Consider the following 22,526-nt stretch of genomic DNA (forward strand, 5'->3'; position numbering starts at 1 on the left):
CCACCACTCCGGCCGCCGAGCCCCGAGACCGCCGCCATGCTGCACGATGCCCCCGAGCCCGACACCGCCGCCCGGATCTCGGCGCTGGAAGCCGAGCACGGCCCAGTGCCGGGGGATTTCGACGGCGCCACCTATATCGGCCTCCACCCCGACCTCGCGGCCCTGTTCGCGCATCCCTGGCAGGGGCAGCTCCACTACCTGGAGCACGGGCGCCGCGAGGGCCGGCTCTACCCCTCGAACGTGACGCGGGCCGAGACCAAGGTGGCGCAGGCGCGGCGCATCGCCCTCGTGCTCGACGGGCTGGACGGCGCCGGCAAATCCACCATCGCCCGGCTCACGGCGGAGGCCATCGGCGGCTGCGTGCTGCACCCCTACGATGGCAACGGGCCGCTGCTGGTCTGGCTCGCCCGCACGGGCCAGCACGCCCTCGCCGATTCCATCGCCCACGCCGCCGTGGCCATGGCCATGGACCGGGTGCCCGCGGGCGTGCCCATCGTGTTCGACCGGCACTGGTTCACCGCCTCGCAGCTGCTCTCGTCGCTGTACCGCCCCGGCTGGGAGCCCCGGCCCTTCACCCTCCTGTGCTGGGCCGACCGCGAGACCACCGTCGCCCGCATGATCGCGCGCGGCGAGGACCGGGATGCCCTGGAGATGACGCAGGACCGGGTGGAGACCTACCGGCGGCTCGCCGCCGAGCTCGACGTGCCCCTGCTCGACACCTCGCGCACCAGCCCCGAGGAGGCGACGGAACGCGTCCTCGCCCTGATGACCGAGCGCGGCCTCCTGCCGTGGCGGGGCGCGGCATGAGGGCCGTCGTCATCGCCGGGCACTCGCACCGCAAGGCGTTGGGCGTCGCGCGGGGCGACCGGACGCAGGCGCCCGACCTCCTGCCCCTGGAGCCGCCGGATGGGCGCTTCCTCGGCCTCTCGGGCGGCCCGAAGCAGGCCGTGTACTGGGACCGTCTCTGCGCGCTCGCGCCGGGCCGGCGCATCGCCCTCGCCTGGGAGGGCAACCGCTACAACGACGCGTTCCTGCTCCAGGGCGAGCCGGCCTTCGACCTCATGGTCGCGGAACTGCCGCACCTGCCTCCGCGCGACGACAGGGTCCTGGTGCCCGAGCGGGCCGTGCGTGCGCGCTTCGCCGAGACCGAGGCGGGACTCGCCGCCTTCCTGGAACGGCTCGCCGCCCACGACCCCGCCGGCGTCGTCCTCGTCGGCGCGCCGCCGCCGAAGGCCGACGCGCGACGCCTCGCCGACCTCATGGGCATCGGCGCCTACGGCGCCAAGCTCGCGGCGGCTCACGGCCTCGATCCGCAGGCGCTCACCCTCACGCCGGCCACCGTGCGGCTCAAGCTGTGGCAGGTGGAGCAGAACGTGCTGCGTGGGGTGGCGGAACGCTTCGGTCATCCCTTCGTGCCGGCGCCAGGGGCCTGCACCGACACCGACGGTTGCCTCCACCCGGATTACTGGGCCGAGGACGTCACCCACGCCAACGCCGCCTACGGCGCCCTCATGCGCGATGCGATCGCGATCCATGTCGCGTGAGACCGGGAGAACACCTGCGATGCGGCTGGTGATGACGCTGCTGATCCGCAACGAGATCGACATCATCGCTGACTTCCTCACCTACCACCTCGCCCAAGGGGTGGATTACATCATCGTCACCGACAACGGCTCCACGGACGGGACCCTCGACGTGGTCGCCCGGTTCGTGCCCACGGGCCGGGTCTGCCTCCTCGTCGAGGAGGATCAGGATTACCGGCAATACGCCTGGGTCACCCGCATGGCGCGCCTCGCCCGCGACCTCCTGAAGGCCGACTGGATCATCAACAGCGACGCCGACGAGTTCTGGCACGCGGAGGGTGGCAACCTGAAAGCCGTGCTGGCGCAGGCCGAAGCCGACGTGCTCATGGTCCGGCGCCGCAACATGATCCCGCCGCAAGAGGGCATCCCACCGCAAGAGGGCATCCCGCCGCAAGCGGGCCGCGGTGGCGACGTGCTCGCCGACGGGACCCTCGCGGTGCTGGCCCCCGTGGCGGACCGCAGCCGCTCGAAGCTCATCCGCACGGTCAGCGCCAAGGCGGTGTGCCGGGCGGACGGGTTCGTCGCCATCGGACAGGGCAACCACGAGGCGACCTACGACCGCCCGGTGAGCCAAGCGGACGAGCCGCGCCTGACCATCTACCACTACCCGATCCGGACCTACGCCCAGTTCGAGGCCAAGGTGATCCAGGGGGGGGCGGCCTATGCCCGCAACACCGAGTTCGACCGAAGCGTCGGCGGCCATTGGCGCCGGTGGTACGCCACCTGGGAAGCGGGCGGTCTGCGCGCCGAGTACGATTCCATCGTGCTCGATGCCGAAGCCCGCGATGCGGCCCTCGCCGAGGGCATCCTCGGATACGACGACACCATGGCCCGCCGGTTTCAGGGACGCGCCGACGCGACGCCCCCGGAAGAGGCCCGGCGCATGGCCGATTTCGTGTCCCTCGACGGTCCCCTCCCCCGGGATTTCGACGCGCTCGGCTACCTGCGCCTGCATCCCGACCTCGCCGCCCTGTTCACCGCTCCCTGGCAGGGCGTCCTGCACTACCTCGAACACGGCCGGCGCGAGGGCCGGATCTACCCCTCCACGCTGACGCGGGCGCAGGAGAAGGGGACCCAAGCCGGGCGCATCGTGCTCGCCGTCGACGGCCTCGACGGGTCGGGCAAGTCGGCGGTGGCCCGCCACGTGGCGGCGGCGCTCGGCGCGACGGTGCTCGATCCGTTCGCGGGCCGGATCGGCGCCCTGATGGTGCATCTCGCCCGCCTCGGCCAGCATGCCCGCGCCGACGACGTCGCCCACGACGCCGTCGCCCTGGCGCTGGCCGAGGCCCCCCCGGGGCCGGTGGTGTTCGACCGGCACTGGTTCACCGCCTCTCAGCTGTTGTCGAGCGCGTACCGGGCCGGCTGGAACCCGCGCCCGTTCAGCGTGATGACCTGGGCCGACCGCCCCACCACCCTGGCGCGGCTCGCCGCGCGCGGCATCGATGCCGAGGCGCAGATGCCGGAGGACCGGATCGACACCTACCGGCGCCTGGCGGCCGAACTCGACGTGCCGCTCATCGACACCACCTACCTCACCCCGGACGAGGCGGCGGCCCGCGTGCTGGCCCTGATGGCCCAGGGACAGCCGTCCTGAAGGGATTTGCGTCCGGCGCCGAAAAGCAAGTCGGGCTCTGCCCGACACCCGCCAAAGGGCTTGCCCTTCGGTATCCCGGGATCAGGCGGGCGTAGGATCCACCGGTCCCTGCGGGATACGCCGGTCCCAGCCGATGTGGCGGACGTAGCCGCCCCGGTCCAGGATCACCGCCCGGTAGCCGAGGGCGTGGTAGTGCTGCGAGATCTGGCCTTCGTGCTTGAGCGGGCTCGCGAGGATGTGGCCGAAGCTGCCGATCGCGGCATAGTCCGACAGGCGGCGGAGCCCCGGGTTGAAGGTGAACCCGTGCCACTTGCCCCGGTAGCCGAAGGCGAGCACGCCGAAATCGCCGGCGGCGGACGTGAAGTGCAGGGGGTGGCCGTTGGTGTCGTCCCAGGCCCGCAGCCAGACGCAGATCGTCGAAGGATCGGCGGCGAGCAAGGCACGGCTGCGCTCGATGAAGCCGCCGCGATGGAATTCCCAATCGTCCTCGAGGTGGAAGATGTAGGGCGTCCGAACCTGCGCGTAGCCGGCCTCGATGGCGGCGATCTGCCCCCTGGACCCGCCGAGTCGGAGCAGGCGTGCGCCGTGACGGGCGCAGATCGCCGAGGGGTCGCCGGGACCGTCCTCGACGACGAGGATCTCGGCCACGCCTGGATCGGTGTTCCAGGCGCCAAAGCTCGCCAGGGTGCGTTCGAGAAGGTCGTGGCGCCCGCACGAGGTCAGCACGACGGTGACATCGGGAGACACGCCCCTGCGGAGCCACCGCCATCGGGCCTTCCACGGCATCGCGTCATCCCGTTCCAAAAAAGCAAAAAGGGGCCGGCTCATGTCCGAGCCGGCCCCCCGTCGTGCGGTCCGTTCGGATCAGAAGGTGTAGCGAACTCCGCCGCGCACCGCCTGGATCGTGTCGGAGGAGGCGAGCTCGGCGTCGTAGCCGAGGAAGCCGGCGAGCCCCGGGGCCAGCTCCGTGCTCACGCCGAGGCCGACCAGCGCCCGATCGCGGGCGAGCCGGCGGCTGGAGACGGCGAACGGCACCGTCGGCACCAGGGTGAAGGACGCCCCGATGGTGCGGCTCACGTCGGCGAAGTCGTGGACGTAGGCCGCCTTGACCCAGAACGAGACCGGCCGCCCGTCGAGCACCGTCGTCGCCGTTTCCAGGCGGCCGCCCACGAGGGTGCGGGCTGAGAGGAAGTCCTTGGCGGCGATGGTGAGGCTGAGGGGACCGACGCTGCCCTCCTGCACCCGGTCCTGATCGAAGGTGTTCACCTGGAACCCGACGAAGGGCGACAGCACCGTCGTGGGGGCGACGGCGAAGCGGTAGCCGAGCTCGCCCGCGGAGATGAACTGGTCTCCGCTGACCTTGCCCTGCGCGCCGCCGGCCTGGATCTGCGCCAAGCCGAGCGAACGGTTCACGCGGCCCTCCGTGTGGGCGTAGCCCACGGTGGCGTTGGCGTAGAGGGCGCCGCTGGAGAAGCCGCCGTAGACGCCGACCTGGGCGTTGTCCGTATGCGCCCGCTCACCGGTGCGGTTGAGGCTCACGTCGACGGAGCCGTAGCCCGCCGCGATGCCGAGCACCGTGCCCACCTGCGGGTGGAAGTCGATGCCGCCCGCCATGCCGGCGACGGTCTCGGAGCGGCCCGCCGCGTTGGCGGTGGAATCGACGGAGCCGAACTGGCCGTAGCCCGTGGCCCAGAGGCCGTAGCCGCGGCTGGTCTCGACGAAGCGGGGGGCGGGCACGGGGGCGCGGTTCGGCATGTCGGCGGCGTAGACCGTCGGCGGCAGGGTGAAGCCCGTCGGGCCGGCCTCGGTGGTCGCGGCGTAGGCCCGCGACAGGAGCTGGCTGCCGAAGGCGCGACCCGAGCGGAGCTGCGGATCGGCCAGCGACGCGTAGCCCTGGCCGGAGACCCGGTCGAGGGTGGCAGCGATGCCGGCGTTGCTCTGGTTGTCGATGACGAGGAGCGCCTGCGGGTTGTTGGCGAGGGCCGCATCGAGGCCCCGGGCGACGTTGGCCTGGTTCGCCGTCTGCGCCACGAGACCGAAGCTCTGCTGGGCCAGGGTCACGTAGGCGTTGTTGGCGTCCGTGGAGGCGATCGCGCGGATCAGGAAGGGCAGCGCGCCGTTGTCGGTGACGCTGGCGAAATTACCCCGCACGCCGCCGGCGGCGGTGAGCACCGTGTAGCGGGCGTTGGGCAGGTAGGTACCCGCCGCCGCGGTGACGCTGGCGGTGCCGGCGAGGGTGGCGGTGCCGGTGGCGACGAGGCGCGAGGCCTGTCCGTCGGCGCCGAGCGCGCTCTGGAGCGTGCCGCCGGCCTGCTGGACGAAGTTCGTCACGGTTAGGGTGCCGTAGGGTGCGGCGGCGGAGCCGGGGGCGACGATGCCGGCGTTGGTCAGGGTGCCGCCGATGCGGCCGGTGCCCGCGAGGGTGCCCGCCGAACCCACGCCGGTGTTGGCGTTGAGGGTGGCGTTCACCGTGAGGACGCCGCCCGCCACGGTGGCTCCGCCGGAGAAGTTCTGCGTCGAGCCCGAGGCCAGGGTCCAGGCGCCGTCGGCTTGGCGCAGGGTGGTGAACCCGGCGACGTTGCTGGTGAGCGTGCCGGTGCCCGAGAGGTTCAGGGCGTTGATGCCGAGGCCCTGCGCGCTGATGTTGCCGCCGATGGTCGAGCCGGTGCCGAGGTTGACGACGTTCCGGCTCGCCGCGACATCCACATAGGTGATGTTGCCCGTGATGGTGCCGTTGTTGGTCAGGGTGTGGTTGCCCATGCCGTACTGGATGCTGCCGGCGATGCGCCCGGCATTCGTCGTGGTGCTGTTGCGGCGGTTGGCCGTGGTGGCCACTTGCGGGTCGGCATCGGTGAAGCGCACGTCGCCGGTGATGACACCCGTGGCGGCGTTGGTGAGGAACCCATTGCCGGCGCCGTAGACGACGATGGCCTGTCCGCCCGCCGGGCCGGTGATCGCTCCCGCATTGGCGATGGTGAAGGCCTGGGCCCGGCCCTGGATGGCGCGGACCCCGGTGCCGGTGCCGCTGATCGTGGCGCCGGCGCGGTTGGTGACGCTCAGCGCCGCGACATCGTCGTCGGAATCGATGGCCGCGACGGCCGCCGTGCCGGTGCCGGTGCGGGTCGCCGAAATGGTGCCGGCGTTGGTGATCGCCATGGAGGCGATGTTCTCGCCGGCGTAGATGCCGCGCGAGATGCCGATCCCGTTCTCCGTCACCGCGATGGTGCCGTTGTTGGTCACCGCGACGTTGGCGAAGTCGGCGCCGGTGGAGTTCGTCAGCACGCCGTAGACCCGGGTGGCGGCGGTGTTGGCGCGGCCTGCGGCACCGGTACCCACGAGGGTGCCGTTGTTGACGAGGCTGGTATTGGAGCCCGACAGGTTCACGGTCTTGTTGGTCAGGGTGTTGTTGACGGTGAGCTGCGCGCCCGCACCCGTCACCTGGATCAGGCCGGCGACGTTCTGCGTCGAGCCCGCACCCAGCGTCAGGTTTCCACCCGCCACCGTGAGGTTGCCCGAGAGGTTCTGGACGGAGCCGCCGGCCGTGGTCCAAGCGCTGCCGGTGCCGGTCTGGGTCAGGCTGGTGAAGCCCGCGACCGTGCCGGTGAGGGTGCCGGTGCCCGACAGGTTCAGGGTGTTGGTGCCGAGGCCCTGCGCGGTGATGTTGCCGCCGATGCTGGAGCCCGTGCCGAGGTTCACCGTGTTCACGGTGGCGGCGACGTCGAGGAACGACAGGCCGCCGGTGATGCGGCCGGTGTTGTTCACGGTCTGGTTGCCGCCGCCGAAGGCGACGTTGCCGTTGATGGTGCCGGCGTTGGTGAGGGTGCCGGTGCGGCGCAGGTTCACCACCGTCGCGGCGGTCTGGAGATCCTGGTCGAAGTTGCGGACATCGCCGTTGATGACGCCGGTGGCCGTGTTGGTGATGACGGTGTTGTAGGCGCGGACAGTGGTGGCGTCGCCGGCATTGCCGGCATTCACCGCGAAGGTCGCGATGGCGGCCTCATTGGCGGTGGTGTTGGTGAGGGTGCCGCTGTTGTTGATCTCGTACTGGGCGGCGCGGCCCGACACCGCGCGGGTGTTGAGGCCCGTGGCGGTGATCCGGCCGCCGGCGGCGTTGTTGACCACGAGGCGGTCGGTGTCGTCGTCGGAATCGACGCCCGCGACGACGGCCGTCGTCGCCGTGGCGGAGATACCGCGGGTGGCCGAGATCAGGCCGGTGTTGTTGAGCGTAAACAGGGTGGTGTTCTCGCCGGAATAGATGCCCCGGGCGATTCCGTTGCCGTTCTGCGTCACTGCGATGACGCCGCCATTGGTGACGGTGGTGTTCTCGTACTGCGAGCCGGCCGGAGCACTCGAATAGGCTCCGTAGACCCGCGTCGTGGTGTTGCCGGCCGGCGCTGTGAGGAGGATCGTGCCGGTGTTGTTCAGGGTCGAGCGGTCACCCGCGAGGTTCACGCCGAAATTGTCGCGGTTCAGCGGCGCGGTGTTGCTGATGGTGCCGGCGTTGTTGACGACGCTCGTGCCGTTCACCCGCACGTTGGTGAAGCTCGGGTTCGTGCCGGTGGCGGTCTGCTGCGAACCGACGGTGGCGCCCGGCTGGATGTTGACCGTGAGACCGGTGGCGGCTGCCGGGGCGATGAAGCCCGTCGGCTGGGCATCGGTGCAGGTGACGGTCTGCCCACTCGCGGGTGCGGCCGGCTGGCACGCCGCCGACGCCTCGACGATCAACATGCTCCAGACTGGAACGCTCGCCATCAGCGAGCGACGCAGCACCTGACCTTGCCCCGACATCGAATCCCCCAGATTTTTGTATTTTTGACTGGCCGAACGCTCGCACGCATGGCGAGCAGGGTGGACGATTACCTTGAGCACGCACGGAGTCAAAAATTAGTTCTACGTTCGGAGAACGACTTCATGCCTTTGTCTCGCGACGATGCAAAACAATCACACATCTTTCTTACAAAAGGAGGTTTAGGTTCTAGCAGTTGAGCAAAAACGGAAAAATTAAATTTAAAACACGCAATCCTACTGGGATAAAACGGCAAGACCGGCCGTTTTTCTTCACCAATGGCATGAGACTGGACCCGGTTGCCTCCGGACCAACGCCAGGCGTCGCGACCGGCCGTGGACGACATTCGAAAGACATGCGGCACCGCCTACGAACAGCCCTGGAACACAACGGCTGGAGCGTCCGGGAGGTGAGCGACGTTCGTGAGGCATTAAATCAGGTCTGGCTCGGCGTGCCGCGTCTCGTGCTCCTCGATCTCACTATGCCGATGATGGACGGGTTCTCGTTCCTCGACCGCTTGAGGGTATTACCAGGTTGCGCCGAAGTGTCGGTAGTGGTCCTCAGCGCTCGGGACGTCACGGCACAAGCGCGCGACCGGCAATCAGAGGTCGATGGCGTTTTACACACAGGCGATTCTAGTATTCAGGAGCGTCGAGAAGGCGACACAGGCCGTAAGACACGGCGCGTCCGATGCAGTCCTTTGACCGAACAGACTGCCGTCTTCGAACGTGATGTCCTCAGGCCTGCCAAGTCGTCCACCCCTCATGGCCTTCTGGCAGTCCGCGTTCGAGCAGAGTGCACGAGGATGGACCTGTCGATCAGGTCACCGTCACTGACGCGCTACGATACGCTGAACGCCGCGGTTCGGCTTCGTGCGACGGGCTTCTCCGCGTCACCGAAGAGAAACGGGAGGAGGACCGCCGTGAACGCTTCCGGATGCGAGTAGTTGATCCCGTGAGCCGCTCCCGGGATGACGGCAAGTCGGCCACGAGGAAGGGAGCCGGCGAGGCTCGCAACGAAGGCATGCGGGACGATGTAGTCGCGCGTGCCCCAGACCACGAGCGTCGGCTGTGAGACCCGCCGGACCTTCTCCGCGATGTGATTGTCGACCATGCTGCGCAGGGTCAGGATGTAGCGTCCGATCCCGCCGCGGGCATAGTCGGTGAGCGCCACCCAGGCGAGCGACCAGCGCTCGAACGGTGCGATGGCCATGAAACCGACAGCCTGCCGGACGAGGCCACGTGCCTCCGGGTCCGGCGTGGGACCCTGCAGCACAAGGCGTTCGACGAGCTGCGGATGAAGGAGCGCCAGTTCGACCAACACCTCGCAGCCCAGGGAATTGCCGACAAAGGCCGCGCGCTCCACCCCGACCGCATGCATCCAGGTCGCCAGTGCGTCCGCGAGCTCGCGCACCGTGAGCGTTCGGCGGGGTTTCTCGCTCAAGCCGAAGCCGGGCAGGTCAGGCGCATAGACTCTGACATGAGGAGCGAGATGCCGTGCGAGCGGGATCATGTAGCGGCTCGACATCCCGAGCCCGTGGACGAGGATCACGGGCAGACGGTCATCCGGTACGGCGTCAACCGAGACGCGGGCCTGCATCGTCCTGCCGTCGACGCGGACCTGCCTCACCGTGAACCGGCCCATATCTGTGCTTCGGTCCTGGCCGGCACGCCGCCGAGCCAAGGCGTCGACCAGAGCCAGACCGGCGATGATCCCGCCGGCCGTCACAAGGATCCACCGCAGGGACACACGCGTCTTTCCGTCTAAGCCAGTTTGAGCCATCCGCAGGAATGGGTGCTCACCTCCACTCTCTAGCAGCAAGGACATCATCCCGTGCGGCCGAGTTGGGCTGAGGTCAGAGCTTCGCCGGATTCACGGACTTCCAGTCGCCGAGGGCGAAGCCGTATGAGGCTTTGATTCCTCTGGCGTCATCCCCGCCGCGATCGCCGTGATCCAGGCGGCGACACGGTCGGGATCCGTGACCGGCAGCATGTGGCCGCCCGGTACGAGGTCGAGGCGCGTACCGGGTAGAACCCGCTTCAGACCTTCGCCGTGCTCGACCGAGCTGAGCACGCGATCGCCGGTTCCGTAGAGGACCGCGACAGGGACGGCGAGGCCAGGATACCGCGCTGCCAGCCCCGGCATGTCCGCGCCGGCCGCGTTCAAGTCCATCGAGGCGGCGTAGAAGCTGGAGGGCCGCAGGCCGAGCAGGCCGCCGCCCCGCGTTCCGAAATCGGCCGGCACCGCGTCCGGCCCGAACACCGTGTCGAGGACGCCCCGGCTGCGCAGAATCGCCAGTGGCGTCGCGAGGGTCCAGGCGACGGCCATCCGCAGGAGGGACGAACGGATGGCGAGGAGCCGGAACGGTGCGGGGACCGTGTCCTGCGGCTGCGTCAGGGGCGCGATCAGCGCGAGGCCGCCGATAAGGCGCGGATGTTCGAGGCCGAGCGCGAGGGCGACCGCGCCGCCGAGCGAGTGCCCGACGACGATCGGGCGCTCCAGCCCGAGATGACGGATAACGCCCAAAATCGTGTCGGCCTGGCCCGGAAGATCGGCGGGGGCGCGCCAGGATCGCGGCGAGTGGCCGGAACCGGGCCGGTCGATCAGCACCACCCGGAACCGGTCCGAGAGCCTGTCGAGCAGGGCATACGCGAAGTTGCCGAGCTGTCCGCCGAGACCGTGTACGAACACGAGCGGCCGGCCGCTCCCGGCTTCCAGGTAGTGGATGCGGCCCTGCGGCAGATCGAGGAAGTACCCGCGTGGCGGAAGGCGCCGCGCGATGCCCCGGGCGATGAGCCACGTGACGACGAAGGCGAAGCTCAAGAGGGCGGCAAGGACGACGGCGCCCAACGCGAACGCGGTCGGCAAGGCCGTGGTCACGTGCGCTCTCCCTTCAGGCGGCTCAGGACGCCCCAGTAGGAAACCGGCATCAGGCGCTCGATCAGCGAGGCGATCTTGGCGTCGTTGCCGATGATGATGCGCCGCCGTCGTCGCTCGACGCCGCGCACGATGATGTCTCCGGCCCGGGCGGGCGGCATCGTCAGGAGGCTGTTGGCGATGCGGCGCCCCCGCTCCAGCTCCTCGGCTGAAAGGGCCGCGGTGGCCCGCGCCGAATCGGCGATCGACGTGGCGACGCCGCCGGGATGCACCACGGTCACGCCGACCGTACCGCCCGCCAACTCGTGGGCGAGCGCCTGCGAGAAGCCGCGCACCGCGAACTTGCTCGCCGCATAGGCGGTCTGGCCCGGCGGGGCGATCAGGCCGTAGAGGCTCGACAGGTTGACGATCCGCGCTTCGGGAACGGCCTGCAGCATCGGCAGGAAGGCCCGGGTCATGCGCACGACGCCCCAGAAATTGACCTCGATCAGCCATTCGAAGTCGGCTTCGCTCACCTGCGCGAAGGTGCCGGCCATGGCCACACCCGCGTTGTTGACGAGGAGGTCGAGGCCGCCATGGGCGGCGGCCACCGTCGCGGGGAACGCCGCGACGGCCTCCCGGTCGGCCACGTCGAGGCGGTGACGGGTGACCCGAACGGTGCCGGCGAGCGGCCGCGCCGTCTCGGCCAGGCCCGCCTCGTTCACGTCGGCGAGGGCGAGGTTGCAGCCCCGCCCGGCGAGCGAGACCGCGATGGCCCGGCCGATGCCGCTGCCCGCACCCGTGACGAGGGCGGTGCGTCCCTTGAGATCGAACATGCGGTCGGTTCCTGCCCTTCGAAGCCTCGGTGCAACGGATATCCGCCCCCTCGGGGGCAGGCGTTCAGGCCGCCCGCCGGGTGTCGGTACGCCGGCCGCCGAACACCATGGCGCCGTCGTCCAGCCGGCCGTAGCGGAGGCCGGCGAGATCGAGCACGTAGTTCTGGTGAAGCTTCCACGGCGACGCGGTGCCCTGCTTCGGCATCAGGTGGCGCGCCCGCGCGACATAGCCCGAGCTGAAGCCGATCAGCGGCTCCGCGCCGGTGGCCGTGCCCCGGCGCGGCACGCACCACGCCTCGCCCCGCCTGTCCATGCGGCGCAGGAGGCGGCAGACATAGTCCGCCGTCAACTCGCATTTCAGCGTCCAGGAGGCGTTGGTGTAGCCGAGGGCGAGGGCGAGGTTGGGCACGTCGCTCAGCATCATGCCCTTGTACAGGTAGCGTTCGGCCGGATCGGGCGCGACGCCGTCGACGCTGATCCGCACCCCGCCCATGAGCTTCATCGTCAGGCCGGTGGCGGTCACGACGATGTCGGCCGGCAGGGTCTTGCCGGAGGAGAGTTCCAGCCCGTCCTCGGTGAAGCGCGTGATCGTGTCGGTCACGACGCTCGCCCTGCCGGTGCGGATCGCCGCGAACAGGTCGCCGTCCGGCACGAGGCAGAGGCGCTGGTCCCACGGCTTGTAGCGCGGCGTGAAATGCCTGCCGACATCGTAGTCGGGTCCGAGTTGCTCGCGGATGCCGCCGAGGATGCGCCGCGTCAGCGCCTCGGGTTTCCGCCGGGCGAACTGATAGAACAGAATGCTCAGGCCGATGTTCTTCCAGCGCGCGAGGCGATGGGCGAGGGGGGCCGGCAGGCGGGCCTTCAACCAGTTGGCGATCCGGTCGCGCGCGGGTAGCGCCACGATGTAGGTGGGCGAGCGCTGCAGCATGGTGACGTGGTCGGCGCGCCGTGCCATCGCCGGCACCAGCGTCACCGCGGTGGCACCGCTCCCGATCACCACGACGCGCTTGCCGGCATAGTCGAGGTCGTCGGGCCAAGCCTGCGGATGCACGATGGGCCCCGCGAAGCGCTCCGTGCCCGGCCAGTCCGGGCGATAGCCGCCCGCGTAGTCGTAGTAGCCGGCGCAGACGTAGAGGAAGCCGCAGGTATAGGCGATGCGCTCCCGCCCCGCCTCGACCTCCACGGTCCAGCGCGCCTCCGACGTGTCCCAGGCCGCGGACACCACGCGTTGGCCGTAGCGGATCCTACGGTCGATACCGAACTCTTCGGCGGTGGCCCGCAGGTAGCTCAGGATCGAGGCCGCGTCGGCGATGGACTTGTCCTCGGTCCACGGCCGGAAGCTGAAGCCGAAGGTGTAGAGGTCGGAATCCGAGCGCAGGCCGGGGTAGCGGAACAGGTCCCAGGTCCCGCCGAGCGAGTCGCGCGCCTCGAGGATCGCGTAGCTCTTGCCTGGACACTGGGTCTGCAGGGCGTGGGCCGCGCTGATGCCCGAAATGCCGGCTCCGATCACCAGCACGTCGAAATGCGCACCGCCCGGCGGCTCCAGGCGCGACGCTGCATCGTCAGGCCCGTCGCGGGGCACCGTGGGGATCGCCATGGCTGAAGCCCTCCGAGGTTCACGACGCCCCATTTAAGGTGTCCACCTTAGTTGATCAACAGGCAAACACCTTAATTGTTGCGCGGCCTCCGCGCGGCTAGGGTCCGGGCGGGACTGGATGCGCGAGCGGGACGGATGTGGCGATGACAGGACGGGACGCGGGGAACCGTGCGAAGGCGTTGCCTAAGCCTAAGCCCAAGACGCGGGCGCGTATCCTCGACGCCGCGCGCGAACTGTTCAACGAGCGCGGCCCCGGCAACGTTACCACGGCGGAGATCGCCGAGGCGGTGGGGATCAACGAGGGGAACCTCTACTACCATTTTCAGCGCAAGGAGCAGTTGCTCGAAGGCCTGTTCGGAGAGTTCGCGCAGGCGTTGCATGCCGCAGCCACGGCCTACGCGGCCAGCGACGACGGGCCCACTCGGTATCGTGCCTATCTCACCGGCTGGTTCCAGACGATGTGGGAATGGCGCTTCTTCTACCGGGACGGCGCGATGGTCTTCCGGCTCGCTCCCGAGCTCAAGCCGCGCCTGAAGCAGGTCAGTGACGAGGGTCAGGGGCTGACCCGCCGGGCGCTCGAGGAGATGCAGAGGGCGGGGTTGCTGACGATCCCAGCCGACCGGCTCGACCCGCTCGTCACCAATTCCTGGATCGTCTCGACCTACTGGATCGACTATCTGCGCTCGCGCCGTGGCATCGGCGAGGTCACGCGCGCGCATGTCGACTGGGGCGCACGCCAGGTGATGAGCCTGTTCCTGCCATACCTGACGCCGCGAGGGCTGGCGGAAGCCGAACTCGGTGCGGCGCGTGAGGATGGCTGATCGTTCGAGAGGAAGACAGGCTCAAGAGCGTGAGGCTCGGCCCGGCTGGACGAGCCGTTCGGCGCGCTGGATGCGCAGCCCCGTCTCTCCATGCAGGAGTAGCTCTTCGTTGCACGCGAGGCGACGGGCGCGACGGTTCCCCATGTTGAACGAGCGCGGCTGAGCGCGGAAGACCCGACGGGCCCGACGCGCGGTTCGGGGCCGTCTCAGCCCGTCTACCGGCTTCGCATCGCGTGGACCCGGACATCAACCGGCGCACGGAGCCCCTGCGGCAGCCCGCGTTGCGCGTATCCGATGAAGACTTCGAACGCCTGCTTCGACGCCCATCTCTCCGGCACGGGAAGCAGGGCTCCGGACCTCGCCACACCAATGGCAGGCGGGCAACGGCCCTAGGCCGAACCCCGCCGCCGCGGCCTGGACGAGCGTCTCGCCGCCGCGGGTGAAACCAGGCGACCTCGCTGCGATCACCCCACGGAAGTCTTCTAATTTGGCAGGAACGAACCGAATTTCTATCTTCGTTACCCCCAAGAGATCATTTTATTGTTTCATGAAAATCTTTGGAATGTTGAATGGCACTGCTTTGATCTAACTTAAGTCCCACGCCAAGCCGACGTGTTCATCACCTGTGTCTGAATCCGATGGGGCGGCACGGGTTGGAGCCTGTCGGCACACCGGGCAAGGGTCGGCGCCATCCCGTGAAGACGATGAGCAAAATGTCTTGTTCGACGATGCGCGATCGACGAGGGCGGCGGCGATCCGGCCGCGACGCCGCCGGCTGTCCGCCGTGGCGGCCCTGCTCGCCCCTGGGGGCCGCGCGGGCTTGACGGTCGGCGTGACGCCCGGTTCGAGCAAACTTCGCCGTCTGTACGGGCGCGGATCGATGCCGGCTACGCCTACGACGCGGTCCCCTACGGCCTTCCCTGGCTCCCCTGAGCCGCCAACCCGTTCGAGTTCCTGACAATGCGCGTTCTGAGACTGATCGCCGCCGCTGCCCTCACCCTCGGCGCCATGGCCGCCCAGGCGGCGAGCCTGAAGGTCGGCGTGGTGCCGGGCGCCTACGCAGATGCCGTGAACGCCGTGGTGGGCGAGGCCAAGGCGAAGGGCATCGACGTGACGGTCGTCGAGTTCAGCGACTGGAACACGCCGAACGTCGCCCTCGATGCCGGCGACATCGACGTGAACTTCTTCCAGCACCGCCCCTTCATGGAGAACGTGGAAAAGCAGAAGGGCTACGATTTCGAGATCGTCGGCCTCGGTATCCTGCAGAACCTCGGGCTCTACTCCCTGAAGCACAAGAGCCTCGACGCGGTGCCGGTCGGCGGCCGCGTCGCCATCGCCAACGATCCGGTGAACCAGGGGCGCGGCCTGCTGCTCCTCCAGAAGGCCGGGCTGATCAGGCTGAAGGACGGCGTCGGCTTTCTCGGCACCCTCGACGACATCGTGGAGAACCCGAAGACGCTGAAATTCACCGAGGTCGAGGGGCCGCAGCTCGTGCGCGTCACCGGCGACGTCGACCTCGCGCAGGGCTACCCGCACTTCATCGTCGCGGCGGGCAGCTTCGACCCTACGAGCGGGCTCGTCTATTCCGGCATCGAGGACAAGCTCTTCGCGGTGAGCTTCGTCACCAAGGCGGCACGGAAGGACGACGCGACGATCCGTAAGTTCGTGGACCTCTTCCACAATTCGGAGGCCGTGAAGGCGCAAATCCGCAAGTCCTTCGCCGACAGCGACAAGCTCTACGTGCTGGCATGGCTGAAGTGATGGCCGGCCTGGCCTTCGACGGCATCCGCGAACCGGGCGGCTGGGTCGCGACAGGCGCGGCGGAGGCGCGCCCCGTCTCCGTCGTGCGAGCTGCGACGGGGAGCCGGGCGGCCGGCACCGTGAGGTTCGAGACGGTCGGCAAAACCTACCTGTCCGCGGCCGGCGCGGTCCGAGCGCTCGACGCCATCGACCTCGCGATTCCGGCCGGCACAATCTTCGGCATCATCGGCCGCTCGGGCGCGGGCAAGTCCAGCCTGTTGCGGACCGTCAACCGCCTGGAGGAGCCGACGTCCGGCCGGGTGCTGGTCGATGGCGAACCCATCGGCGCGCTGGATACCGCCGGGCTGGTGGCCCTGCGCCGGCGAATCGGCATGATCTTCCAGCACTTCAACCTGCTCTCGGCCAAGACCGTGCGGCAGAACGTGGCCCTGCCGCTCGCCGTCGCCGGGGTACCCAAGGCGGAGATCGGCCCGCGGGTGGACGAGGTGCTCCGCCTCGTCGGGCTGGAGGACAAGGCGGAGGCCTATCCGTCGCGGCTCTCCGGCGGGCAGAAGCAGCGGGTCGGCATCGCCCGCGCCCTGGTGAGCCGCCCGGAGATCCTGCTCTGCGACGAGGCGACCTCCGCCCTCGACCCGGAGACCACGCTCTCGATCCTGAGCCTGCTGCGCGACATCAACCGGCGCCTCGGGATCACCATCGTGCTGATCACCCACGAGATGAGCGTGATCCGCGAGATCTGCAGCGATGTGGTGGTGCTGGAACAGGGCCGGATCGCCGAGACGGGCCCGGTCTGGCGCGTCTTCGGCAGCCCGGAGCATCCCGCCACCCGGGCGCTCCTCGAACCGCTGACCCGCGATCTGCCGGAGGATCTGGCGGCCCGGCTGCAGCCGAATCCGGTGCCCGGCGGGGCGACGGTGCTGCGGATCACCTGCTCCGGCGAGGCGCCCGACCTCTCGGCCCTCACGGCGGCGGCGGGCGCGCCGGTGCGCCTGCTCCAGGCCGGCATCGACCGTATCCAGGGCCGCGCCGTGGGCCGCATGCTCGTCGCCGTCGCGGGCCCCGACGCGGAGAACCGCCTCAGGGTCCTTGGAACCGACATCGAGAGGATCGGCCATGTCGCCGCAGATGATTGACCGCCTCTGGCAGGCCGGCCTCGACACGCTCGTCATGGTCGGGGCCTCGGCTGGGATCGCCGTGCTGGCGGGCCTGCCGCTGGCCCTCTTCCTCGTCACCTCTGGTCCCGGTGGCATCTTCCCGGCACCGCGCGCGAACCGAGTGGTGGGGATGCTCGTCAACGGATTCCGGGCGGTGCCCTTCATCGTGCTCCTGGTGGCGCTGATCCCGTTCACGCGTCTGGTGACCGGCACCACCATCGGCGTGTGGGCGGCCATCGTGCCGCTCTCGGTCAGCGCCACCCCGTTTCTCGCCCGCATCGCCGAAGTCTCCCTGCGGGACGTCGATGCCGGGCTCATCGAGGCGGCGCAGTCCATCGGCTGCCGCCGCCGGCACATCCTGGCCCACGTGCTGCTGCCCGAGGCGCTGCCGGGCATCATCGGCGGCCTCACCATCACGATCGTGTCGATGATCGGCGCCTCCGCCATGGCGGGCGCCGTCGGCGCGGGCGGCCTCGGCGACGTGGCGATCCGCTACGGCTACCAGCGCTTCGACACCACCGTGATGATGGCGGTGATCGCGATCCTCATCGCCCTTGTCTGCGTGGTGCAGTTCGCGGGCGACACCGCCGTGCGGCGGCTCCGAACCCGCTGACGGTTGAAACGCATGACCTTGCCCCTCATCGACGCCACCGCCGCCGACCGGCGCCCGCCGCCGCCCATCCGCCCGCACCTCATCCGCCAGGATGCCGAGGCGATCGAGGCCGCCCACGCTGTCGCCCGGATTTTCGCCGAGGACGCGGGGGAGCGCGACCGTGCGCGGCGCCTGCCCTGGGACGAGATCGAGGCTTTCACGGCGAGCGGTCTCGGCGGCATCACGGTGCCGCGGGACCATGGCGGCGCCGACGTCTCGCACGCGACGCTGGCCGAGGTCTTCGCGATCCTGGCCGCCGCCGACGCCTCGGCGGCGCAGATCCCGCAGAATCAGTTCGGCGTCCTCGCCGTGGTGCGCACGGCCGCGCGCCCCGCACAAGCGGAGCGGATCTTCTCCGACGTCCTGGTCGGCCACCGGATCGGCAATGCCGGTCCGGCCCGCGACGGCCGGGCGATCACCCATGTCGGCACGCGCCTGACGGAAGGGACGGAGGGCGCGCGCATCAGCGGGACGCGCTTCTACTCCACCGGCGCGCTCTTCGCTCACTGGATCCCGGCCCGGGCCCTGGACGACGACGGCCGGCCGCTCCTGGTCTGGGTGCGCCGCGACGCCGAGGGCGTGCGGGTCGTCGACGACTGGCAGGGCTTCGGCCAGCGCACCACGGCGAGCGGCACGGTCGTCTTCGCGGATGCGGCCATCGAGGAGAGCCTGACGCTCGACCTCACGTCGCTGGCGGAGCGCCCGGCCCTGTTCGGCCCGGTCTCGCAACTCGTCCAGGCGGCCATCGATGCCGGCATCGCCCGGGGCGCGGTCGCCGCCGCCCTGGACTTCGTGCGGTCGAAGACGCGCGCCTACCCCTTCACCGTCGAGCAGGCGACGGAGGATCCCTACATCCTCGGCGAGATCGGACGCCTGCAGACCGACTTGCACGCCGCCGAAGAGGTGCTGGCCCGCGCCGGCCGGACCCTCGACCGGGTCGCCGCCGAACCCGTCACGGCGGACTCTTCGGCACGGGCCTCCGTCGCCGTCGCGGAAGCGAAGATCCTGACCACCGAGATCGCCCTGGAGGCGTCCGAGCGGCTTCTGGAGCTCGCCGGCACCTCGGCGACGCGCGCGGAGTACAACCTCGGCCGCTTCTGGCGCGATGCGCGGGTGCACACGCTCCACGACCCCGTGCGCTGGAAATATCATCTGCTCGGCAACTACACGCTCAACGACGCGCTGCCCGCCCGGCACCAGTGGAACTGACGACCGGATGCCGCTTCAACCCCACGAGACCGCCTTCACCCGCACGCCGGAGCCGCCGTGCCCGGTGCCGGTGATTGCCGACGCCGCGACCGCCCTCGCCGTCGCCCGCACCCTGGCCGAGGATTTCTCGAAGTCCGCCGTCGCGCGCGACCTCGACCGCGACCTGCCCTTCGGCGAGATCGCGCGTTTCACCGCGTCCGGTCTCTGGGCCATCACAGTGCCGAAGGCCTACGGCGGTACGGGTGTCGACAGCGCCACCGCCGCGCAGGTCATCGCCATCGTGTCGGCGGCGGACGGGTCACTCGGCCAGATCCCGCAGAACCATTTCTACGCCCTCGAAGTGCTGCGCAACGGCGGCACCGAGGCGCAGAAGCGCGCCCTCTACGGACGGGTGCTCGCGGGCGAGCGCTTCGGCAACGCCCTGGCGGAGATCGGTCAGCGCGATCACACCCGCCGCACCCGCCTCGTGCGCGACCCCGCCGGCTGGTTCGTCGAGGGGCGCAAGTTCTACTGCACCGGATCGCTCTTCGCCCACCGCATCCCCACCCTGGTGAACGCCTGGGAGGACGGCCGCGACGTCGCCTCCCTCGTCTTCATCCCCCGCGACGCGCCGGGCGTCACCCTGGTGGACGACTGGGACGGCTTCGGCCAGCGGGTCACCGGCTCGGGCTCGGTGCTGTTCGAGGGGGTGCGCGTCGAGCCTGACTGGGTGGTGCCCTTCGGCGCCTCCCTGGAGCGGCCGACCGCCATCGGACCCTTCGCCCAGATCCTGCACGCCGGGATCGACCTCGGCATCGGCCAGGGGGCGCTGGCGGCGACACTCCCGTTCGTGCGCGCCCGCGCCCGGCCGTGGATCGACTCCGGGGTCGAGCGCGCGAGCGAGGACCCCCTGCTGCTCCACGCCCTCGGCACCGTGCGGGTGCGCCTCGCCGCCGCCGATGCGCTTCTGGAGCGGGCCGGCCGCTTCGTCGACGCGGCGCAAGCTGCGCCCGATGCCGAAAGCGTCGGGGCGGCCTCCGTCGCCGTGGCGGAGGCGCGGGCGTCGAGTCACCGGGCCGGCCTGCTCGCGGCCAACAAGCTCCTCGAACTCGGCGGTACCTCGGCCACCAATCGCGCCGAGGCCCTCGATCGCTACTGGCGCAACGTCCGCACCCACACCCTGCACGACCCCGTGCGCTGGAAGGATCACTGGATCGGCGCCTACCATCTCAACGGCCGGTTGCCGCCCCGGCACGGAGCGCTCTGATGGCGGCCAGGGAACCGATGAAGAAGCAGATCCTCCTCAACGCGTTCAACATGAACTGCGTCGGCCACATCAACCACGGACTCTGGACCCACCCGCGCGACCGCTCGTCGGAGTACAACACGCTCAGCTACTGGACCGACCAGGCGAAGCTCTTGGAGCGTGGCCTGTTCGACGGCCTCTTTATTGCCGACATCATCGGCGTATACGACATCTACGGCGGCGGCATCGAGGTGACCGCGCGGGAAGCCGTGCAGCTGCCCGTCAACGACCCGACCGTCCTCGTCTCCGCCATGGCGGCGGTGACGAAGCATCTCGGCTTCGGCCTCACGGTCAACGTCCACACCGAGGCCCCCTCCACCTTCGCCCGGCGGATCTCGACCCTCGACCACCTGACGGAGGGCCGCATCGGCTGGAACATCGTCACCGGCTACCTCGACAGCGCCCATCGCGGCCAGGGCAGCGGCGCGCTGCCCGCCCACGACCGGCGCTACGACTATGCCGAGGAGTATCTGGAGGTACTCTACAAGCTCTGGGAGGGAAGCTGGGACGACGCGGCCGTGCGGCGCGATCCTGCGGCCCGGGTCTTCGCCGATCCGGCCCATATCCGGCCGGTCTCGCATCGCGGCGAGTTCTTCGATGTCGCCGGCTACCACCTGTCCGAGCCCTCGATCCAGCGCACGCCGGTCCTCTACCAGGCGGGCGCCTCGGGGCGCGGCCGGGCGTTTGCCGGCCGCCACGCCGAGTGCGTGTTCATCTCGGCCCGCGACCGCGCAAGCGCACGCGAGGCCGTGCGCGCCATCCGCGCCGAGGCGGTGGCCGCCGGGCGGCGGCCCGACGACGTGAAGATCTTCGTCGGCATCGCGATCATTCCCGGACGCACGAAGGCTGAGGCGGAAGAGAAGCGGGCGGAATACCTGCGCTATGCCAGCCCCGAGGCGGGACTCGCACACTTCTCCGCGTCCACGGGCATCGATTTCGCCGCCTACGGCCTCGACGAGCCCATTTCCTACGGCCAGAGCAACGCCATCCAGTCGGCCGATGCGGCCGCCGCCCAGCGTCGGCTGACGAAGCGCGACCTCCTCGCCGAACTCGGCCTCGGGGGCCGCTACGCGGTGCTGACGGGCGACGCCGTCTCCATCGCCGACGAACTCCAGGCCTGGATCGAGGAGGGCGAGGTCGACGGGTTCAACCTCAGCCGCATCGTCGTGCCCGAGAGCTTTTCCGACTTCATCGACCTCGTGGTCCCGGAACTCCAGGACCGCGGGATCTACAAGACCGCCTATGGCGAGGGCTCCCTGCGGGGCAAGCTTTTCGGTCGGGGCGACCGCCTGCCAGGCCGCCACGCCGCCCAAGCCTTCCGCCACGCCGTCTCGGCCGCTTTCGAAGACGGCCCGTAAGCGACGGCATCTTCTGGTTCCTGCTCACCTCCGGTAACACCTGCCATAGCGTCGGGTCCGATTTCGGTCAGGCACTCACCAACGCTGCTATCCATTAGATCGTCGAAACCGCGGAGCGGCTGGCCTATGACGGCCTTTTTATCCGGAGGGACGCTGCCTGCACCGACCCGTACTCCGTCGAGCAGCTTTCGCGCATCCTGTGTAGGGTCGCGATCTGGAGGCGGCCCCAGCAGGAGCCGTCCCGTCGATGACGACCATGCCTGATAGTATCCGATACGACAATAACCTGATCTGAAATGAGCGCCCGATCGACATTCATTTTGAAATACCTTCGTGTCAATCTAACGGTGCTGTAAATGTTCGCTTTCGAGCAAGAGTCCAATACCTCTCAACGGCGCTGTTGTGTCGGCACCCGTCCGTCCGCTCTATGACCGGGTCAGGTGGAAAGCAGCCGTTCGGTTAGTAAATATACGGAGCAATCATTGAATGTTGGGGTCTACATTGGGCGTATCGCCCTGATCCTGAGCGGCACGCTTGGCAGCTTCTCGTCCAATCAGAAATAACAGGGCATCCATTAAAGCCATCATCTCCGGCGTGCCACTTTTCTTCAACGCTGCACGAGCTTTCAGACAGTTATCTACCATCTCACCAAAACGGTCCTCTTCCCCCATCGCCCTTTCAGCCCCTTGGTAGCAGCCAAAAAACTATCAAATGTCAGGTTGTAAGCAAGCCAGCGAAGGGGAATTTTTCTTTTTTCGGGGCCCTTCCAATTCACTATCTCAGACATAGATCGGCCGCTTCGCCGAATGCACACAATACGATTGTGCAAAATACGATTTAGTACGGTTTGGAGCGATCGATGCTTAGTGATGACGGGGGTAGCGGTGGCCCGATATGCTCAAAAGACATTCTAGCGAAAATTGCGTCCGCTCTAAATTGCTCTATTGAAGATTTTTCCGATAATTCATCATGCTGTATTTCTGAGACAATTGAGCTTATTGATTTATGGTCTAAAATAAAACATGTTCAAGACC

17 protein-coding genes and 1 pseudogene are annotated in these 22,526 nt (G+C 69.1%); 11 read left to right on the forward strand and 7 right to left on the reverse strand.

What is annotated here, in order from left to right; translation table 11 throughout:
* The 3 genes and pseudogenes from FV218_RS12820 to FV218_RS12830 all read left to right on the forward strand — a co-directional run.
* Positions 1-807: pseudogene (locus tag FV218_RS12820) on the forward strand (group 1 glycosyl transferase); the annotation flags it as partial.
* A complete protein-coding gene (locus FV218_RS12825) occupies positions 804-1,544 on the forward strand; it encodes a hypothetical protein (RefSeq protein WP_147710015.1) in 741 nt (246 codons plus the stop codon). The pseudogene FV218_RS12820 and the gene FV218_RS12825, both read left to right, overlap by 4 nt.
* Before the next feature lie 19 nt (positions 1,545-1,563).
* Positions 1,564-3,177 carry a glycosyltransferase family 2 protein gene (locus FV218_RS12830; protein ID WP_056088251.1) on the forward strand — a complete coding sequence of 538 codons (1,614 nt, stop codon included), beginning with the start codon at positions 1,564-1,566 and terminating at the stop codon, positions 3,175-3,177.
* A gap of 81 nt (positions 3,178-3,258) precedes the next feature.
* On the opposite strand, the gene FV218_RS12835 is transcribed toward FV218_RS12830, so the two are convergent.
* The gene (locus FV218_RS12835) at positions 3,259-3,924 is read right to left on the reverse strand and encodes a glycosyltransferase (RefSeq protein WP_056088248.1); all 666 of its coding nucleotides are present in this window, start codon (positions 3,922-3,924) and stop codon (positions 3,259-3,261) included.
* A 117-nt stretch (positions 3,925-4,041) separates the two neighbouring features.
* Complete coding sequence (locus FV218_RS12840) at positions 4,042-7,929, reverse strand: autotransporter domain-containing protein (protein ID WP_187273047.1); 3,888 nt, start codon at positions 7,927-7,929, stop codon at positions 4,042-4,044.
* 389 nt (positions 7,930-8,318) lie between these two features.
* Here FV218_RS12840 and FV218_RS12845 point away from each other — a divergent pair, with 389 nt between their 5' ends.
* Positions 8,319-8,909: a response regulator gene (locus tag FV218_RS12845; protein ID WP_246685106.1), complete on the forward strand. Its 591-nt coding sequence runs from the start codon at positions 8,319-8,321 to the stop codon at positions 8,907-8,909.
* On the opposite strand, the gene FV218_RS12850 is transcribed toward FV218_RS12845, so the two are convergent.
* From FV218_RS12850 to FV218_RS12865, 4 genes are all read right to left on the reverse strand, one after another.
* A complete protein-coding gene (locus FV218_RS12850; protein WP_056088242.1) occupies positions 8,804-9,712 on the reverse strand; it encodes an alpha/beta hydrolase in 909 nt (302 codons plus the stop codon). The genes FV218_RS12845 and FV218_RS12850 overlap by 106 nt on opposite strands.
* A 123-nt stretch (positions 9,713-9,835) precedes the next feature.
* On the reverse strand, positions 9,836-10,843 hold the full coding sequence (locus FV218_RS12855) for an alpha/beta hydrolase (RefSeq protein WP_210246119.1): 1,008 nt from the start codon (positions 10,841-10,843) through the stop codon (positions 9,836-9,838).
* Positions 10,840-11,655 (reverse strand): SDR family oxidoreductase, encoded by an 816-nt coding sequence (locus FV218_RS12860; protein ID WP_056088238.1) that lies wholly within the window; start codon positions 11,653-11,655, stop codon positions 10,840-10,842. Before FV218_RS12860 ends, FV218_RS12855 begins: the two co-directional genes overlap by 4 nt.
* A gap of 64 nt (positions 11,656-11,719) precedes the next feature.
* Positions 11,720-13,252 carry an NAD(P)/FAD-dependent oxidoreductase gene (locus FV218_RS12865; protein WP_147710018.1) on the reverse strand — a complete coding sequence of 511 codons (1,533 nt, stop codon included), beginning with the start codon at positions 13,250-13,252 and terminating at the stop codon, positions 11,720-11,722.
* Between the two features lie 143 nt (positions 13,253-13,395).
* Between FV218_RS12865 and FV218_RS12870 the strand changes: the two genes are divergently transcribed.
* The 7 genes from FV218_RS12870 to FV218_RS12900 all read left to right on the forward strand — a co-directional run bounded on the left by FV218_RS12870 (position 13,396) and on the right by FV218_RS12900 (position 21,492).
* The gene (locus FV218_RS12870) at positions 13,396-14,073 is read left to right on the forward strand and encodes a TetR/AcrR family transcriptional regulator (protein WP_147710019.1); all 678 of its coding nucleotides are present in this window, start codon (positions 13,396-13,398) and stop codon (positions 14,071-14,073) included.
* Positions 14,074-15,033: 960 nt separating this feature from the next.
* Entirely contained in the window at positions 15,034-15,834 is an 801-nt protein-coding gene (locus FV218_RS12875; protein WP_056088230.1) for a MetQ/NlpA family ABC transporter substrate-binding protein, read from the forward strand.
* On the forward strand, positions 15,834-16,967 hold the full coding sequence (locus tag FV218_RS12880) for an ATP-binding cassette domain-containing protein (RefSeq protein ID WP_147710042.1): 1,134 nt from the start codon (positions 15,834-15,836) through the stop codon (positions 16,965-16,967). Before FV218_RS12875 ends, FV218_RS12880 begins: the two co-directional genes overlap by 1 nt.
* Complete coding sequence (locus FV218_RS12885; RefSeq protein WP_147710020.1) at positions 16,948-17,601, forward strand: methionine ABC transporter permease; 654 nt, start codon at positions 16,948-16,950, stop codon at positions 17,599-17,601. The genes FV218_RS12880 and FV218_RS12885 overlap by 20 nt, the downstream gene beginning before the upstream one ends.
* A 12-nt stretch (positions 17,602-17,613) precedes the next feature.
* Complete coding sequence (locus FV218_RS12890; RefSeq protein ID WP_147710021.1) at positions 17,614-18,849, forward strand: SfnB family sulfur acquisition oxidoreductase; 1,236 nt, start codon at positions 17,614-17,616, stop codon at positions 18,847-18,849.
* 7 nt (positions 18,850-18,856) lie between these two features.
* Entirely contained in the window at positions 18,857-20,095 is a 1,239-nt protein-coding gene (locus FV218_RS12895; protein ID WP_147710022.1) for an SfnB family sulfur acquisition oxidoreductase, read from the forward strand.
* Positions 20,095-21,492, forward strand: coding sequence for an LLM class flavin-dependent oxidoreductase (locus FV218_RS12900; RefSeq protein WP_147710023.1), 1,398 nt, complete (start codon positions 20,095-20,097; stop codon positions 21,490-21,492). The genes FV218_RS12895 and FV218_RS12900 overlap by 1 nt, the downstream gene beginning before the upstream one ends.
* A 479-nt stretch (positions 21,493-21,971) precedes the next feature.
* Here FV218_RS12900 and FV218_RS12905 read toward each other — a convergent pair whose 3' ends face one another.
* Positions 21,972-22,163 carry a hypothetical protein gene (locus FV218_RS12905; RefSeq protein WP_147710024.1) on the reverse strand — a complete coding sequence of 64 codons (192 nt, stop codon included), beginning with the start codon at positions 22,161-22,163 and terminating at the stop codon, positions 21,972-21,974.
* Between the last annotated feature and the right edge of the window lie 363 nt (positions 22,164-22,526).

Origin of the sequence: Methylobacterium sp. WL69 (assembly GCF_008039485.1) — a bacterium.
In the GTDB taxonomy this organism is placed as follows: domain Bacteria; phylum Pseudomonadota; class Alphaproteobacteria; order Rhizobiales; family Beijerinckiaceae; genus Methylobacterium.